The sequence below is a fragment of the uncultured Acetobacterium sp. genome, assembly GCF_927416815.1.
Classification (GTDB): domain Bacteria; phylum Bacillota; class Clostridia; order Eubacteriales; family Eubacteriaceae; genus Acetobacterium.
On record NZ_CAKMJU010000027.1, the window covers coordinates 32,634 to 49,127 of the forward strand.

The following is a 16,494-nucleotide window of genomic DNA, read 5'->3' on the forward strand; positions in this document are numbered from 1 at the left end:
AATTTGGCTCAGTTAATCAATATTCTCAAACGATGCAATATCGGTTCGATATTGAGCACCTTCGAAGTGGATTTTGTCGATGTTGGCGTAGACGGTTTTTCTGGCTGCTTCACGGTTTTCGCCCAGGGCGGTGACGCAGAGAACCCGGCCGCCGTTGGTTTGTAGTTGACCGTTTACCAGTTTTGTTCCGGCGTGGAAGACGACGCAGTCTTTTACGTCTTTAATGCCAGTGATGAGCTTTCCTTTTTCGTAGTCGCCGGGGTAGCCACCGGAGGCGATCACCACGCAAACTGCTTCTTTGTTACTCCACTTGATTTCACAGTCAGCTAGTTTGCCATCGATGACGGCTTCCATGATGTCGACCAGATCCGATTCCATCCGCATCAGGACGCTTTGGGCTTCGGGATCACCGAAACGGACGTTGAATTCCAGCACCTTTGGGACACCGTTTTCGATCATCAATCCGATAAAGAGAATGCCTTTAAAATCCATGCCATCGGCAATAAAACCACCTATAATCGGATCAAGAATTTCTGCTTTGATGCGCTGGTTTAAGGCTTCATCGGCAAACAACACGTTAGGGGAATAGGTTCCCATGCCGCCGGTGTTCAAGCCTTCATCATTGTCATAGGCGCGTTTGTAATCCTGCGCACTTTCCATCGGGACAATCGTTTTGCCATCGACAAAACAAAGCATCGAGGCTTCCTGGCCGGTTAGAAATTCTTCGATAACCACCTTGTCGCCGGCTTCGCCGAATTCCCGTTTTTTCATGATCATTTCCATGCCTTCTCGGGCATCGGCTTCGTTTTCGGGGATCAACACACCTTTTCCGGCGGCCAGACCATCCGCCTTGATCACCATCGGATAGCCGTAAACGCCCAGATCTTTGATGATTTCATCAAAATCGGTATATTCTTTATAGGCGGCCGTGGGGATCTTGTGACGGAATAAAAATTCCTTGGTAAAGGCCTTACTGCCCTCAAACTGGGCACAATGCATGTTGGGACCAAAGACTTTTAAACCAGCGGCTTCAAATGCATCGACCATCCCCATCACTAGCGGAACTTCGGGGCCGACAACGGTCAGGTCAATCTGATGGTCTTTGGCAAAGGCCAAACAGCCAGCAATATCTTCAACCGCTAAATCGACACATTCGGCCAAATCGGCGATCCCACCGTTACCCGGGGCGGCATATATTTTGTCAACCCGGGGGCTTTGGGCAAGCTTCCAAGTTAAAACATGTTCCCGACCACCGGATCCTATCATTAATACTTTCATTTATCGCTCCTCGTTTTTGCTTAATTTTTCAGGTTTATACCTGTTTTGCTAAGAGAATTGTTCAAATTCAGAATCATTTACTTTGACCCATTTTTTTCTTCAGAATTGCTTTAGCACCAGGCGGAAATAGTTTTGTCCGACGGGAGCATATCTAACATACGTAACCAAAAAATAAAACTGTGACCAACCTGTTTTGCTAAGAGAATTGTTCGAATTCAAGGCCAAAACTGACTCCAACGCTGAAGTCGGGCAATTATCGACGCAAAACTAGTGTTTGAAGTGACGCATGCCCGTAAATACCATCACAATTCCCGCCTCATCACAAGCCTTGATTGAATCCTCATCCTTACCAGCCCCACCCGGTTGGATGATCGCGGTAATACCGGCAGCAGCGGCGGCTTTGACGCTGTCGTCAAAGGGGAAGAAGGCATCGGATGCCATCACTGCCCCTTTAACCTTTTGACCGGCTTGGCGGATGGCGTTTTCCAAAGCACCGACCCGATTGACCTGGCCTGGTCCGTTGGCAATCAAACATTTATTTTTAGTCAGGCTGATGGCGTTTGATTTAGTGTTTTTAACCGCTTTCCAGGCAAACAGCAATTCTTCCATTTCGGCCTCGCTGGGCTGACGCTTGGTGACCACTTTTAGTTCATCATATAGCTTGGTATCCCGTTCCTGAACCAGCAGCCCACCGATGACTTTTTTTACTTCATAGCTCGGTTCATTGTGGGTGATATCGGCCAGCTCTAATAACCGCAGATTTGGCTTCGCTGCCAGCACTGCCAAGGCTTCTGGTGTAAATCCCGGCGCGACGATCACTTCCAGGAAAGTTGCGACCATTTCTTTGGCGGCGGCTTGATCAATCAGCCGATTAGACGCGATGATACCACCAAAAATAGAAACCGGATCGCTGTCATGGGCTTTCTTATAAGCCATCGCAATTTTTTCGTCGCTGGCAATCCCACAGGGATTAGCATGCTTAACCGCGACAATGGTCGGTTCGTCGCCATATTCTTTTAAGATTTCCAAGGCGCCGTTGGTGTCGTTGATATTATTATAGGAAAGCTCTTTTCCCTGGACTTGTTTCGCTGCGGTGAGGGCGCCTTTAACTGGCACCACTTCGCCGTAAAAAGCGGCTTTCTGGTGGGGATTTTCACCGTAACGGAGATCTTGAACCTTTTCAAAGGTCATCGTGATGGTGTCTTGTAAAACTTCACCAGCGACTCGTTTTCTTAAGTAGTCGGCGATCATCGTGTCATAGTTGGCGGTCGTTTCAAAGACTTTCAAGGCCAGGCTATAACGGGTTTGATAGTTTGTTGCTCCGTTTGCTTCGAGCTCAGATAGGACCACAGCATAGTCATCCGGATCGACCACGACGGTCACATCATTAAAGTTTTTGGCAGCCGAGCGCAGCATCGTCGGTCCGCCGATATCGATATTTTCGACCGCATCCTCAAAGGCAACCGCTTCTTTTAAGATGGTGTTTTTAAATGGGTAGAGGTTAATAACCAGTAAATCAATCGGGGTAATCTCAAGCTCTGCCATCTGTTTCTGATGATCCGGATTGTTGCGAATTCCTAAAATCCCACCATGAATTTTAGGATGCAGGGTTTTGACCCGTCCGTCCAGGCATTCCGGAAAGCCGGTCACTTCGGAAACCCCAGTAATCGTCAGTCCTGCTTCGCGCAGCGCTTTGGCAGTTCCCCCGGTGGATAGGATTTCCCATCCCATTGCTGCCAATTTTGATGCAAATTCGACAATCCCACGTTTATCCGATACACTTAATAATGCTCTCATATTATTCCTCCAAATTTATTGCTTAACAAGTTCCCCGATTTTAATTAACTAAATTTGTTTAATTTGATCTATTTTTATTGACCTATATTTTTGAAACGTCTATTTTCAATGCTACTCTTTTCGATTTTTAACCAGTCGACCTACCACCGACAGCTGGTCACGACAAAAAGCCTTCACCGCCTTTGGCAAAAGCTCGTGCTCGATTTTAAGAACTTTCTGCTGGATCGATTCCGGCGTATCATCGTCTGCAACCGCGACGGTTTCCTGAAAAATAACCGGACCGCCATCGGCAACCTCGTTCACAAAATGAACCGTTGCCCCGGTAACCTTGACGCCATAATCGATGACCGCCTGATGAACGTGCAAGCCATAAAATCCGGGTCCACAAAAAGCTGGAATCAGGGCTGGATGAATGTTGATAATGGCATTGGGATAGGCTTCTACAAAGGCTGATGTAATGATTTTCATATAGCCGGCCAGCACCACCAGATCGACTTCATAGCCTTTTAAAATTTCGACCAGTTTTTCATCATAAGCTTCGTTGCTAGGATAACCTTTAGGATTGATGGCCACTGCCGGAATCCCGGCAGTTCGCCCCCTTTCCAAACCAAAAGCCTGGCGGTTATTGGAAATCACTACCACAATTTCGCCATCTTGCTGGTGAATGGTATCAATCAGGGACTGAAAATTGGTTCCGCCGCCAGAAACCAGCACGCCGATTTTTTTTAAAGCTTTTACAGACATAAATCGATTTTTTCCTCTCCCTTAACAATCGAACCAAGAATAACCGGTTTTTCGCCCTTGGCTGTTAAACCGGAAATAAAATTCTCAACCTGATCAACTGGCAAAACCGCCACTAGACCAATCCCCATATTAAAGGTGGCGAACATACTTTCAGCGGGAATTTTTCCAGCTTCCTGAATAAAATTAAAAATTGGTAGCGTTTCGATTACGCTGGGATCGACCTTGGCGCAAAGACCGTCAGGAATCATCCGGGGAATATTTTCATAGAAACCGCCGCCAGTGATATGACTCATGCCCTTGATTTTACAGGGTTTGATCAGATCAGCCAAGGCTTTAACATAAATCCGGGTTGGTGTCAGCAGGGCTTCACCCAGGGTCATCCCCAGATCGTCGACATAGGTATTGACATCCAGAGACAGATCTTTAAATAAAACCTTTCGCACCAGCGAAAAGCCATTGCTGTGAACACCCGAGGATGGCAGTCCCACCAGAACATCACCTTGTGCAATCGCTGCGCCAGTGACAATATCGTCTTTCTCGACGATGCCGACGGCAAAACCAGCCAGGTCATATTCATCGAGGCCGTACATATCCGGCATTTCAGCGGTTTCTCCACCAATTAAGGCCATATTTCCCTGGATACAGCCTTCGGCAATTCCTTTAACGATGGTGGCGATTTTTTCGGGATAGTTTTTGCCGCAGGCGATGTAGTCTAAAAAGAACATCGGTTGGGCACCCTGACATAAGATATCATTAACGCACATCGCGACACAATCAATGCCGATGGTATCATGGCGATCCATCATAAAAGCCAATCGCAATTTAGTCCCGACTCCATCGGTTCCGGAAACCAGGACGGGTTTCTGATAGCCTTCCGGCAGTTCAAAAAGTCCTCCAAATCCTCCCAGGTGAGAAAGCACCCGATCATTAAAGGTCCGTTTGACATCATCCTTCATCAATTTAACCGATTCGTAACCCGCTTCCACGTCCACTCCGGCCTGTCGATATGCATCTGTTTTTATCTGATTTTCTGACATGTTTCCTCCATCTGTTTTTATAACTTCCAGCTAGCTATGTTTCTTTTGCATTTTAGTCGTTGGCATTTAAAATTGGTACTTCCATCGGGTATTCGCCGTCAAAGCAAGCGCGACAGAAGGTTGTTTTTCCGCCGACTGATTCGGTTAAGCCTTCCAGTGAAATATAGGCCAGCGAATCTGCTCCTAAAATTTCCCGGATTTCTTCCACGGTTTTCTTGGCACCGATCAGGTATTTTCGGCGCGGGGTGTCAATCCCAAAATGACAGGTATGCGCTACCGGCGGACTGGTTACCCGGAAATGAACTTCTTTAGCGCCGGCCTGTCTTAATATCTCAACCAAACGTCTAGAGGTGGTTCCGCGAACGATCGAGTCGTCAATAATAATGACCCGTTTATCTTTAATGGTTTCTTTTAAAGGATTGAGCTTAATTCGCACCCCTTCTTCTCTCAACTTTTGATTCGGCTGAATAAAGGTTCGGCCAATATATTTGTTTTTAATTAAACCGACACCATAAGGAATACCCGATGCTTCGGCATAGCCAATCGCGGCACCAATTCCTGAATCCGGCACACCAATGACCACGTCAGCTTCGACCGGTGACTCTTTAGCCAGAATTTCGCCAGCTTTATGCCGGGCTGCGTAAACTGAGGTTTCATCCATGACCGAATCCGGACGGGCAAAATAAATCAACTCAAAAATACAGGCTTTCTTTTTTACCCAGTTTTTTTGGCCATAGCTGGTTAAGCCGTTTTCGTCAATGACGACAATTTCGCCAGGCTCAACATCACGAACCAGTTCTGCCCCAATCGCATCCAGGGCACAGCTTTCCGAAGCCAGAAAATAATCTTCGTCTTTTTTGCCAATGCACAGGGGACGCAAACCATAGGGGTCTCGCACACCAACTAACTTATCACCAACGGTGATGACCAGGGCATAGGCGCCCTTAATAATCTCAACCATCCGCTGAATCGCTTCAATCATACCGTGGCGCAAACTTCTAGCCAAAATATTTACCATCACCTCAGTATCAATGGTAGTTTGAAAGACTACCCCGGAATCCTCTAGCATGTTTCGCAGCGCGTTGTCATTGATGAGATTTCCGTTGTGAGCTAAGGCAATTTGACCGACACTGTGATTGACCGTTAAGGGTTGGGCGTTGGTTACCCCATCTTCGCCTGAGGTCGAGTAACGGACGTGACCGATTCCGATATTTCCTTTGAGCTGTTTTAATACATTGCCTTTAAAGGCATCACAGACCAGGCCAGTCTCTTTATGGGTTAAGATTTTTCCGTCTTTGTTAACCGATATGCCGGCGCTTTCCTGACCTCGGTGTTGAAGCGCATAAAGTCCATAATAGATATAGGAAGCACAGTTCGTCTCTTTGGATTTGAGATAAGCCCCCATTATTCCACATTCATCGCGAAACTTGTCATTTATCATTGGTGTGTTGTACCCTCCAGGTATTAGATTTTAATTTTCCTGATTTCTTAATTTTTCAACTGTGCACAGTGATGGATGCTATGATTGAACCCGTTTAAGCATCTCTTCGTAGGCCTCTTCAATATGGCCGAGGTTTCTTCGGAAACGGTCTTTGTCCAATTTTTCATTGGTTTCGACATCCCAGAAGCGACAGGTATCGGGTGAAATTTCATCGGCCAATACGATTTGCCCGTCATTGGTTTTACCAAACTCGATTTTAAAGTCGACCAGGTTGATGCCTTTATCAAGGAAATATGCTTTTAAAATATCATTGATCTTAAAGGTCATTTCGCGGATCACTGCAATTTCTTCAGCGGTCGCTAGTTCCATCGCGATGGCGTGATAATCATTGATGACCGGATCGCCAAAATCATCGTTCTTATAGCAGAATTCAAAGATTGGTGACTTTAATTTCAAGCCTTCTTCCAGACCTAGGCGCTTGCAAATAGAACCAGCGGCGGTGTTGCGGATAATCACTTCCAGCTGGAAGATCGTCACTGCCTTAACTAACTGTTCCTTTTCAGAGAGAATTTTAATAAAATGTGTAGGAATGCCCTTTTCTTCGAGCATTGTGAAAACAACACCAGTCATTTTGTTGTTGATCACACCTTTACCACCAATGCTGCCTTTTTTCTCGCCGTTAAAGGCTGTGGCGTCATCCTTATATTCAATGATAAATTCGTTGGGGTTATCGGTTTTAAAAACTTTTTTTGCTTTGCCTTCGTACAATTGTTCTAACTTTTCCATCTTAATCTCCTTAAATTTTAATTGAATCTTTGAATCGAATCTTTGAATTGAATTTTTGATGTGGGCTTCAATTATTTATAAAATTTCCTGAACCTTCTGGTTTTTCGCAACAACTTCGTCATTTAGCTGAATTTTAAAGGCCTTCATTTTTTCGCGGATCTGCGGATATTTGATCGACAGCATCTGAGCCGCTAGAATCCCGGCATTTTCGGCACCGTTGACGGCGACGGTCGCAACCGGTACCCCTGATGGCATCTGGACAATCGATAACAGCGAATCCAGGCCACCCTGGAAGGATGTTTGGATCGGAATGCCGATAACCGGAAGTGGTGTGATCCCGGCAATGACTCCCGGCAGGTGGGCAGCTTTTCCGGCGGCGGCAATAAAGACCTCGATATCGCGAGCTTCGGCAGTAGAAGCATATTCGAATATTTTCTGCGGATTTCGATGCGCCGAAATAACCTGAACGTCATAATCAATGCCAAACTTTTCCAGGGCAATCAAGCATTTTTTGACAACTTCAAAATCCGAATCACTTCCCATAATAACAGCAACTTTTGGTGTACTCATTGTAAATTCTCCTTATGGTTTGAAATTTCTTAATTTTCTATAATAAAGTCTGAATTAAATCAGCTACTTAATTTAAATTATTTAAAATAATTAACCCCGGCTTTAAAGATCTGCTGATCGATACTCCCCGGAATATTCTTGTAAAGATTCTTACCGATCCGCTCTGAGTGACCCATTTTGCCAAGCACCCGTCCGTCTATACTGGTGATCCCTTCCACTGCATAAACCGAACCATTGGGGTTGAAGCGACCCGAAAGCGTGGCTTGACCCTCAAAATTGACATATTGGGTGGCAATCTGGCCATTTTCGATGAGTTTTTTCAGCACTGCATCGCTGGCCACGAAGCGGCCTTCGCCATGGGACATGGGGATGCGATGAATGTCTCCTACCTTGGTATTGGCTAGCCAGGGTGACAGATTTGAGCTGATCCGGGTCATTGGGATGGTCGACACATGCCGACCAATGGTATTAAAGGTTAAGGTCGGCATATCATCGGTGATCGGACAGATTTCGCCGTTGGGTACTAGTCCTAACTTGATCAGTGCCTGGAAGCCGTTACAGATTCCCAGTATTAGACCGTCCCGATTATTGAGCAGATCCATGACGGCATCCATCATTTTGGGATTTCTAAAGACCGAGGCAATAAATTTTCCAGACCCATTGGGTTGATCCCCCGCACTAAATCCTCCGGGAATCATAATCATCTGGGATGCTCTGATCTGTGTGACCATTTCATCAATGGACTGGCTTATATCCTGGGTCGACTGATTTCTAAAAATAGTCGTGACCGGTTTTGCGCCAGCGTTTTCAAAAGCTTTAGCTGAGTCGTATTCGCAGTTGGTTCCCGGGAATACCGGGATAAAGACCTGCGGTTTAAGCTGCTTTTCTTTACGGTAAACAATCGCTTTAGCATTATAACTTAAGGTTTTAACGGCACCAGTCGTTTCCGTTTTTTCAGGATATACTGACCGTAGCGGCGCTTCCCAGATTTCGATAAGTTCATCGATGTCGATGGCATCGTCGCCATAAACAATTTTACTGCTATCATTTGTTTTTCCAATCGGAGTTGATCCCTCCAGAATTTCAAAACTTTCGATTAGAATACTGCCATACAAGGGCTTAAATAAAAATGCTGGATCAATCCGGTCATTGAGCGTTACGCCGATACCATTACCAAAGGCCATTTTAGCCACGGCTTCTGCCAGACCGCCGTAACCGATGGCTTTGGCACTTAAAATTTTACCTGCCTGATTGGCTGTGAAGATACGATCATAAACGGCTTTAACCCCCGTTAATTCTGGCACCCCATGTTGATCGACTGGCAGGGCGAATAATTGCAGCAGTGATTCGGTTGACTTGAGCTCGCAGGTTATCACCGCGTCAACATGGGATGTCGCCACCGCAAAGGAAATCAGAGTTGGTGGAACGGTCAGGTCTCCAAAGGTGCCCGACATACTGTCCTTACCGCCGATGGCTGGAGTTCCCATCGCCAGCTGAACTTGATTAGCGCCTAAGAGCGCCGCAAAAGGTCGACCCCACTTAACCGGATCTTTGCCCAGTCGTTCGAAATATTCCTGGAAACTGAGGCGGGCTTTTTTGTAATCCCCGCCAATGGCAACCAGTTTGGACAGGGATTCAAGCACTCCGATCATCCCGCCTAAAAAGGGACTATTTTTAGCAATCGCCGGATTATAACCAAAGGTCATCATGCTACAGGTGGTGGTGTCGCCTTGAATCATCGGGATCTTGGCGACCATGCCATCCATTGGTGAAAGCGCATTTTTGCCACCGTAGGGCATGACCACGGTGCCGGCACCAATGGTGGCGTCAAACATCTCTACCATCCCTCGCTGACTGGCCACATTCAGATCGCTCAGGGTTTCTGTGATCTTTTCAGTAAAATTAAAGTTCTCATCTTTATTCGGTTCTTGATCGGCAGTTAAGATATCGCTTTTTATTTGGGTCGGCGGTTCAACCGAGACATCAATAAATTGCGGGGCGCCGTTGGTTTCCAGAAATGCGCGGGAGATATTTAAAACTTCTGCCCCCCGCCATTTCATAATCAGACGGCCAGAATCGGTAACTGTGGCAACTGGGGTAATCTCAAGGTTTTCAGCCTGTCCCATGGCGATAAAAGCCTCCACATCTTTGGGATCAACCACCACCGCCATGCGTTCCTGGGATTCGGAAATGGCCAGTTCAGTGCCATCTAAGCCTTCATATTTCTTGGGCACCTTGTCCAAATCGATTTCCAGGCTATCGGCCAGTTCGCCAATCGCCACTGATACCCCGCCGGCGCCAAAATCGTTACAGCGCTTGATTAAATTGGCCAGTGCTTTGCTTCTGAATAACCGTTGGATTTTTCGTTCTTCGACTGGGTTCCCTTTTTGAACTTCGGCGCCACTCTCTAAAATCGATTCTTCGGTATGCGCCTTGGATGAGCCAGTGGCTCCACCACAGCCATCCCGTCCGGTTCGTCCGCCAACTAAGAGAATGACATCACCGGGAGTCGGGCGTTCACGGATGACATTTTCTTTTGGTGCCGCTGCTATTACGGCACCAACTTCCATTCGTTTGGCCAGAAAACCAGGATCGTAAACTTCAGTAACCTGACCGGTTGCCAGGCCGATTTGATTGCCGTAGGAACTATAGCCTTGAGCGGCTTCAGTCGAAATTTTACGCTGCGGCAATTTTCCTGGCAAGGTATCTTCAATGGCGGCCCGGGGATCCCAGGCTCCAGTAAGCCGCATCGCCTGATAAACGTAGCTTCGTCCTGAAAGCGGATCCCGAATGGCTCCACCCAAACAGGTGGCGGCGCCCCCAAAGGGTTCAATTTCAGTGGGATGGTTATGGGTTTCATTTTTAAACATCAGCAGCCATTCTTCATCGATACCGTCATGATCGACGATCATCTTAATGCTACAGGCGTTGATTTCTTCCGATTCATCCAGATCTGGAATCCGTCCCTGTTTCTTAAGAGCCTTGGTGCCAATCACGGCCAGATCCATCAGGCTCATCGGTCGTTTAGTATTTTCACCATATAATTCATTTCTTGACTGACCGTAGTCATCATAGGCCTGCTTCATCGCCTGTGAAATGGGATCCTTCCCCAGGAAACGTACCTGCTCAATTTGAGTCAAAAAGGTCGTATGACGACAATGATCCGACCAATAGGTGTCAATTACCTTTAATTCCGTAATGGTCGGATTTCGCTGTTCATCTTTATTAAAATAATCTTGTACAAATAAAATATCCTCAGTGGTCATCGCGAAACCATTCTCGACTCGAAACGCTTCCAATTGGTCTGCAGTCAGAGTAATGAAAGTATCCAATGGCTTGATATCTGCTGGCTCCCGTACCTCATCAACCAGGGTGATAAAAGGTTCCAGGCTGGCTTCCTGAGAATCGACTGGATTGATCATATAATGCTTGATACTGTCAAATTCCTTTTGTGTCAGTTCACCTGTGAGTACAACAATTTTTGCTACCTTAACCAGCGCCCGTTCCCCGGACACGATCTGAATACACTGAATCGCAGAATCACCGTGCTGATCATATTGGCCGGGTAGATAAGAAATTCCGAAAATTCTTTCATTATCTTTAATCTGAAGGACTTCTTCAAAAACCTGATCAACATTGGGTTCGGACAAGATGGTGCCAATAATTTGATTAAACAAATCATCAGCGACACCTTCCACATCATAACGGTATAGAATACGCATCGATTCCAGTTTTTGAATCTTTAAAATACGTTGAAAGGTTTGTCGCAGCGATTTGGCTTCTACTTCAAATTTATCTTTTTTTTCTACAAAAATTCGTTTTATCACAATTATTCCACCTTTTTAAATGATAAACTCATTTTACTATTTCCGAACAATAATATCAACATTTTTTAAAACGTTCGGATTGTTTTTTTATAAGCCAGCTATGTTAGCGTTTAATTCGCGAATTTATAAGTTTTTCACGAATATTGTATGATATCGAGTATAATTGAACTGTAATTGGGTAATATAGTTTTATCCAACTATATATTTAGAAAATTTAAGATACTCGAGAGGTAATATATGAAAATTTTCCATTTGCATCATAGCGGCTTTTTAATTCAATTCGAGGATAAGACCCTTATTTTTGATTGTTTTACCCATATCCCTACTAGTCTTCTGCGTAAGGGGATTCCTCATTTTTTCTTTGTCTCTCATGGCCACGGAGACCACTACAACGCCGATATTTTTTCGACCGACCGGATTTATCATCCCAGCTATATATTAAGTGACGATATTCCCAATTCCTCAAGCCACAAAACTCACTGCCTTAGCCCCTACCAGCACATGTCGCTGGGTGGAATGGATATCAAAACCTTCGGATCCACTGATCAAGGTCTTTCTTTTTATATCGCCACCAATTCTCACCGCATTTTCCATGCTGGCGATCTGAACTGGTGGGACTGGGACACCAACGAAAAACCGAACATTGATCCGGCGCAGGAAGAAAGTGATTTCAAATCCGAACTGGACAAAATGAAGAGCCTGCCGATGGAATTCGCCTTTATTCCTGTGGATCCCCGTCTCGGCGAATCCTTTTATAAAGCTGGCCAATACTTTATTGAAACCTTCCATCCCAAGGTCATGATTCCGATGCATTTCCGGGATGACTTTGCGATCATCAAACAGTTTAAGGACAAAATCGGAAATACTGAAACCGTTATTCCAGAATTTAAAGAGCGCAATGTCAAGATTAAGAACACCTGGTCTTACGGGGGCTGATTAATTGGTTCTTCCAAATAAGATGAAAGAGGTATAGCCATGAAGGGCGACCTTTCCAAGACGAACAACCAACAACTACTCGATGTTATCTTCTCAGTTAGCACCGAGCTGCTATGCATTACTGATGAAGTGGGCGAAATTCTAAAGACAAATCCCGTTTGGGAAATGAAACTGGGTTATCTGCTTGCCGACTTGATTAGACAAAATATTATTAATTTTATCCACCCCAATGATACTGCAAGCCTGATTCTTGCTATCAAAAAACTCCCTGATAAAAACGAAATTTTGTCACTTTCTACCCGAATGCGTTCGCATGACGGTAACTATCGTATGATCAACTGGCAGTTTCAATGGAAGAGTGGATTAATTTTCTGCGCTGGTAAAGATTTGACCGAACTTTATCATGCAAAGAAAAGTACCGAAGCAGCAGACTTCTCAAGAAACCAGCTGCTTTCTATTTTATCCAACGAAATACAGGAGCCGCTCGAGAACTTGTCACTGTTCCTGGAATTAATTAGCAAGACGAAGTCTGCTACTGATCAAGGAATCTGCCTGGAAAACATCCGACTCGCCTCAGAGTTGTTAGACAATCTCATTAACGGCATGCTGACAACTAACCACAATCAAGCCGGTCATGATGTCCGTTCTTTTGACTTTCACACTGCTGTAGAAGATGCAATCATCCCGCTGATTGCCAGCGCCAAACGCCATAGCATCAGCATCGATTTGTCGATTGACTCAAAACTCCCGAAACAAGTTGTCGGCGATCCCCAACGACTTAAACAGATTGTTTCCTATTTGCTACTCACCGCCATAAAATCCCTGGAGCGAGGCAAAATCAGCATCGAAGCAACATCTGAAAATACTGGAAAATCAGTGTTTAAGGTTTATTTTAATGTCAAAACCTCAGGGACTAGCGCGCTTAAGGATATCACTGATGATCCTTCTTCCATCAATAACACCAATGGTAAGGCCATTGAAAACAGCTTGAATTTCAGTCTTGAACTTGTTAAAATGCTCGTTGAAACGATGAATGGAAAGATGTCGGCTAGCCAAGGCAGCGATGGCAATTATGTCTTTCTTTTTCACGTTTTATTGCTTCGGGAAGACCTGAAGAATTCGAAAAAAGACAACCATGGGATCAGCCGGGTGCTACCCATGTATAACCAGAATATCCGGTTGAAAGCTGAAGAACTTCAAGCCATTGAGCACTTGAAAAGTGAGCAGGATAAGAGCTCTAACAACAGCATTAGTAACAGCCGGCAACGGATCCTAATTGTCGATGATGCCCCGACTAATACCCAGCTACTGACCCAGGCTTTGGTGGAAAAATTTGAAATCATCGTAGCAAACAGCGGCACAGACGCTTTAAGTATTATCAAACAGTCGCCTACTCCTGACATTATTCTACTCGATCTGATCATGCCAGAAATGAGCGGATACGAAGTCTGCAAACAAATAAAGCTGGATAAAGGCACCAGGGATATCCCAATTATTTTTCTGACGACCTTGAGTGATCAAGAAAATGAAGCTTTTGATCTGCGATCTGGCGCTGTTGACTATATTTCTAAACCTTTCGATTTCCCGAAAGCCGAGGAGAAAATAAAAAATCATCTGGCGCTTAAACATTATCGGGAAATGCTCAGCAAAACTGCCGATACCGACGCTTTAACGCAAATCCCTAATCGTCGCCGTTTCATGGAAATGCTAGCGATTGAAATCCGTAAAGCCAAGCGCAATAACACGCCTTTATCGGTAATTAGAATTGATATTGACTATTTCAAGTCTTTTAATGATACCTATGGCCATCTAGAAGGGGACGACTGCCTCCAGGAAATCGCCTTCGTAATTAAGAAAACCTTAAAACGTGCCGGTGATCTGGTTGCCCGCTGGGAAGGTGAAGAATTTGCCTGTTTGCTTCCTGACACCAATTTGAAGGGCGCCACCCATGTAGCCGAAAATATCAGAAAAGCGGTGATTAATCTAAGGATTCCCCATCAGACCTCGCCAATTGAAAAATTTGTCACCTTATCATTGGGTGTCGCTTCCGTGATCGGTGCTCGTGAAAAGTCGGACGATATTTCCTATGAAACCCTTATTGAACAGGCTCAGGCCGCCCTGGTCCAATCAAAAAAAACCGGTCGCAACCGGATTTTTGTGTATCGAAAATAGTTTAGTGAAAAACCCCTGTTCCAAAATTGGTTCAGGGGTTCTTTTTATCGTTCAAAACAATTACTCTCAATGAGATAAAGCCTCACCCCACGAAGCGAAAAATGCCTGGTTGCCTGGCTGATTTTTGGATAAACAGTCAGATGATCCATTCGATTTTCGACCTTGCTTAGATTAAACCCTTCCGGTACTACCGCAAACTTTCCGATCCCTGGTTCGATAGCCTTTTGGGGGCATCCATAAATACAACGCATACAAATTACACAGTCATTACCAAAGAAATGCCTACCATTCACGATTTTAATATTATCCCGGGGACACTGCTTTTCGCACCAACCGCAATCGATACACTTGTCGTTAACCTTGAGTTGTCGGCCAAATATCCTTCCGCCATAGACTTCAAAATATCCCAACCTTGATGCGATGCGATCAATCCCATACGCTGTCGTGCGATGACGCTTCCCTGCCAACAGTTCCTCAACGACCTGATCAACAATCACCGGGGCAGCATGGAGTAGCATGGCGCTGAGGCTTTGATCGTAACCGATCATAAAATTAGAAGGCATGACCATCATTTTCTCATATATTACGTGATAGCCTTTTTTTTCAAGTTGTCGAATCGTAGCCTCACGACAAGCTGTATTGGGCGATACTTCCCCGCCACCTGATACTGAAACCACCACTGCCGGTCGGCTGATAACGGGTTGGATTTTATTGAGCCACTCCACGATCGGTTTGGGGGCATTAAATGCGTAAACCGGGAACAGCAAAACTAATAATTCTCCTGAATCAACGGGATTTTCCTGACACCTTAACTCTGTTCGCGAAACGCTTATCGCTCTTTTTTGAAACGATCGTTCAAATGCATCGGCAACCCGAGCAGTCCCTCCCGTACCCGTAAAATATACCAGATTTACGCTTTTAAAATCCATTTTTTCCTCGCTATCTTTTGTTGCCTGATTTCTCAATGCGACTCACCCTTATCGAAAAAATAAAACATTGTCTGCCTGATCTGCAAACATTGCCTTTCTTACATTACAATTACAGTTTTATTAAAAAATTTATATGCCTTTGTCAATCAATTCATACCTATCCTTTTTACCCATTTTCATTAAATTTAAACGTAAGCTCTAAAAATTAGCATCTAATAATTATCTTTACAACTAGCCTAATTCAAGTATAAAATACTAGTAAAAAAAGTGCTTGTCATAAACAAGAAAGGAACAATCAAGATGGATAGATTTAGCGCTCCATACTGCAAAGATGACATAAAAGAGGATCTCTCAGAACAAAAAATCTGTGTTCTCGATGCCCTCACCCAAATTGCCAACCGCCGAAAATTTGATTTGATGTTCAGCCAAGCGATTAATAAATCCAAAATGACAGTAAGCTATTTGTCAATCCTGATGATTGAAATCGATTATTTCAAAAAACTTAATACCGTCACTGGCTTATTGTCGAGTGATGACTGCCTTCGTATGCTTGCTTCAACTCTGAAAGATACCTTGAAACGATCTGGAGATTTGGCTGCCCGCTGGGATCGTGAAAAATTTGCCTGTATTCTCTCAGATACGGACCCCGCCGGTGCTGCAAAAATGGCCGAAAAAATAAGAAAAAAAGTGATCGACTTAGCTATTCCCAACGCTGCATCGCCAGTTGCTAAAGTCGTCACCGTTTCGATTGGTGTGGTAACTTCGATTCTTACTGATGAGACTTCCTATGATTCACTTTTAAAAAAAGCCGATCAGGCCTTAACAACAGCCAAAGAAATGGGTCATAATCTAATCTTTATCAATCAAGATTAGATCCAGTTTCAACCGGTCTTCTTTATTTGGTGATGACACCATTGCGACCCTTAATTTTTGCTTCATAAAGCGCCTTATCAGCCCGGTCAATCAATGTCTCAAGG

The 16,494-nt window shown here is 44.8% G+C and carries 12 protein-coding genes; 3 read left to right on the forward strand and 9 right to left on the reverse strand.

The annotated features are described in order from the left end of the window. Nucleotides 1-12: 12 nt before the first annotated feature. The 8 genes from purD to QZ998_RS04910 all read right to left on the reverse strand — a co-directional run bounded on the left by purD (nucleotide 13) and on the right by QZ998_RS04910 (nucleotide 11,480). Complete coding sequence (gene purD, locus QZ998_RS04875) at nucleotides 13-1,278, reverse strand: phosphoribosylamine--glycine ligase (protein WP_296558516.1); 1,266 nt, start codon at nucleotides 1,276-1,278, stop codon at nucleotides 13-15. 267 nt (nucleotides 1,279-1,545) lie between these two features. Next, nucleotides 1,546-3,075 (reverse strand): bifunctional phosphoribosylaminoimidazolecarboxamide formyltransferase/IMP cyclohydrolase, encoded by a 1,530-nt coding sequence (gene purH, locus QZ998_RS04880; RefSeq protein ID WP_296558518.1) that lies wholly within the window; start codon nucleotides 3,073-3,075, stop codon nucleotides 1,546-1,548. 111 nt (nucleotides 3,076-3,186) lie between these two features. Then, nucleotides 3,187-3,819, reverse strand: coding sequence for a phosphoribosylglycinamide formyltransferase (gene purN, locus QZ998_RS04885; RefSeq protein WP_296558519.1), 633 nt, complete (start codon nucleotides 3,817-3,819; stop codon nucleotides 3,187-3,189). Beyond that, nucleotides 3,810-4,856, reverse strand: a complete 1,047-nt coding sequence (gene purM, locus QZ998_RS04890; RefSeq protein ID WP_296558520.1) for a phosphoribosylformylglycinamidine cyclo-ligase — start codon at nucleotides 4,854-4,856, stop codon at nucleotides 3,810-3,812. The genes purN and purM overlap by 10 nt, the downstream gene beginning before the upstream one ends. 52 nt (nucleotides 4,857-4,908) lie before the next feature. Beyond that, nucleotides 4,909-6,297, reverse strand: coding sequence for an amidophosphoribosyltransferase (purF, locus tag QZ998_RS04895; protein WP_296558521.1), 1,389 nt, complete (start codon nucleotides 6,295-6,297; stop codon nucleotides 4,909-4,911). A gap of 78 nt (nucleotides 6,298-6,375) precedes the next feature. Beyond that, nucleotides 6,376-7,083 (reverse strand): phosphoribosylaminoimidazolesuccinocarboxamide synthase, encoded by a 708-nt coding sequence (purC, locus tag QZ998_RS04900; RefSeq protein WP_296558522.1) that lies wholly within the window; start codon nucleotides 7,081-7,083, stop codon nucleotides 6,376-6,378. Between the two features lie 75 nt (nucleotides 7,084-7,158). Continuing rightward, the gene (purE, locus tag QZ998_RS04905) at nucleotides 7,159-7,653 is read right to left on the reverse strand and encodes a 5-(carboxyamino)imidazole ribonucleotide mutase (RefSeq protein ID WP_296558523.1); all 495 of its coding nucleotides are present in this window, start codon (nucleotides 7,651-7,653) and stop codon (nucleotides 7,159-7,161) included. A 77-nt stretch (nucleotides 7,654-7,730) separates the two neighbouring features. Next, nucleotides 7,731-11,480: a phosphoribosylformylglycinamidine synthase gene (locus QZ998_RS04910; RefSeq protein ID WP_296558525.1), complete on the reverse strand. Its 3,750-nt coding sequence runs from the start codon at nucleotides 11,478-11,480 to the stop codon at nucleotides 7,731-7,733. Nucleotides 11,481-11,717: 237 nt separating this feature from the next. Here QZ998_RS04910 and QZ998_RS04915 point away from each other — a divergent pair, with 237 nt between their 5' ends. Then, nucleotides 11,718-12,416: an MBL fold metallo-hydrolase gene (locus QZ998_RS04915; RefSeq protein ID WP_296558526.1), complete on the forward strand. Its 699-nt coding sequence runs from the start codon at nucleotides 11,718-11,720 to the stop codon at nucleotides 12,414-12,416. 39 nt (nucleotides 12,417-12,455) lie between these two features. After that, nucleotides 12,456-14,588 carry a diguanylate cyclase gene (locus QZ998_RS04920; protein WP_296558527.1) on the forward strand — a complete coding sequence of 711 codons (2,133 nt, stop codon included), beginning with the start codon at nucleotides 12,456-12,458 and terminating at the stop codon, nucleotides 14,586-14,588. A 44-nt stretch (nucleotides 14,589-14,632) separates the two neighbouring features. Here the strand turns inward: QZ998_RS04920 and QZ998_RS04925 are convergent, their stop codons facing one another. Next, entirely contained in the window at nucleotides 14,633-15,517 is an 885-nt protein-coding gene (locus tag QZ998_RS04925; protein ID WP_296558529.1) for an EFR1 family ferrodoxin, read from the reverse strand. 300 nt (nucleotides 15,518-15,817) lie between these two features. Here QZ998_RS04925 and QZ998_RS04930 point away from each other — a divergent pair, with 300 nt between their 5' ends. Next, entirely contained in the window at nucleotides 15,818-16,390 is a 573-nt protein-coding gene (locus QZ998_RS04930) for a diguanylate cyclase (RefSeq protein WP_296558531.1), read from the forward strand. Nucleotides 16,391-16,494: the final 104 nt, after the last annotated feature.

Coding starts and splice junctions, on each gene's coding strand:
- purD (WP_296558516.1), bottom strand. CDS start 1,278: ATGAAAGTATTAATGATAGGATCCGGTGGTCGGGAACATGTTTTAACT.
- purH (WP_296558518.1), bottom strand. CDS start 3,075: ATGAGAGCATTATTAAGTGTATCGGATAAACGTGGGATTGTCGAATTT.
- purN (WP_296558519.1), bottom strand. CDS start 3,819: ATGTCTGTAAAAGCTTTAAAAAAAATCGGCGTGCTGGTTTCTGGCGGC.
- purM (WP_296558520.1), bottom strand. CDS start 4,856: ATGTCAGAAAATCAGATAAAAACAGATGCATATCGACAGGCCGGAGTG.
- purF (WP_296558521.1), bottom strand. CDS start 6,297: ATGATAAATGACAAGTTTCGCGATGAATGTGGAATAATGGGGGCTTAT.
- purC (WP_296558522.1), bottom strand. CDS start 7,083: ATGGAAAAGTTAGAACAATTGTACGAAGGCAAAGCAAAAAAAGTTTTT.
- purE (WP_296558523.1), bottom strand. CDS start 7,653: ATGAGTACACCAAAAGTTGCTGTTATTATGGGAAGTGATTCGGATTTT.
- QZ998_RS04915 (WP_296558526.1), top strand. CDS start 11,718: ATGAAAATTTTCCATTTGCATCATAGCGGCTTTTTAATTCAATTCGAG.
- QZ998_RS04920 (WP_296558527.1), top strand. CDS start 12,456: ATGAAGGGCGACCTTTCCAAGACGAACAACCAACAACTACTCGATGTT.
- QZ998_RS04925 (WP_296558529.1), bottom strand. CDS start 15,517: ATGGATTTTAAAAGCGTAAATCTGGTATATTTTACGGGTACGGGAGGG.
- QZ998_RS04930 (WP_296558531.1), top strand. CDS start 15,818: ATGGATAGATTTAGCGCTCCATACTGCAAAGATGACATAAAAGAGGAT.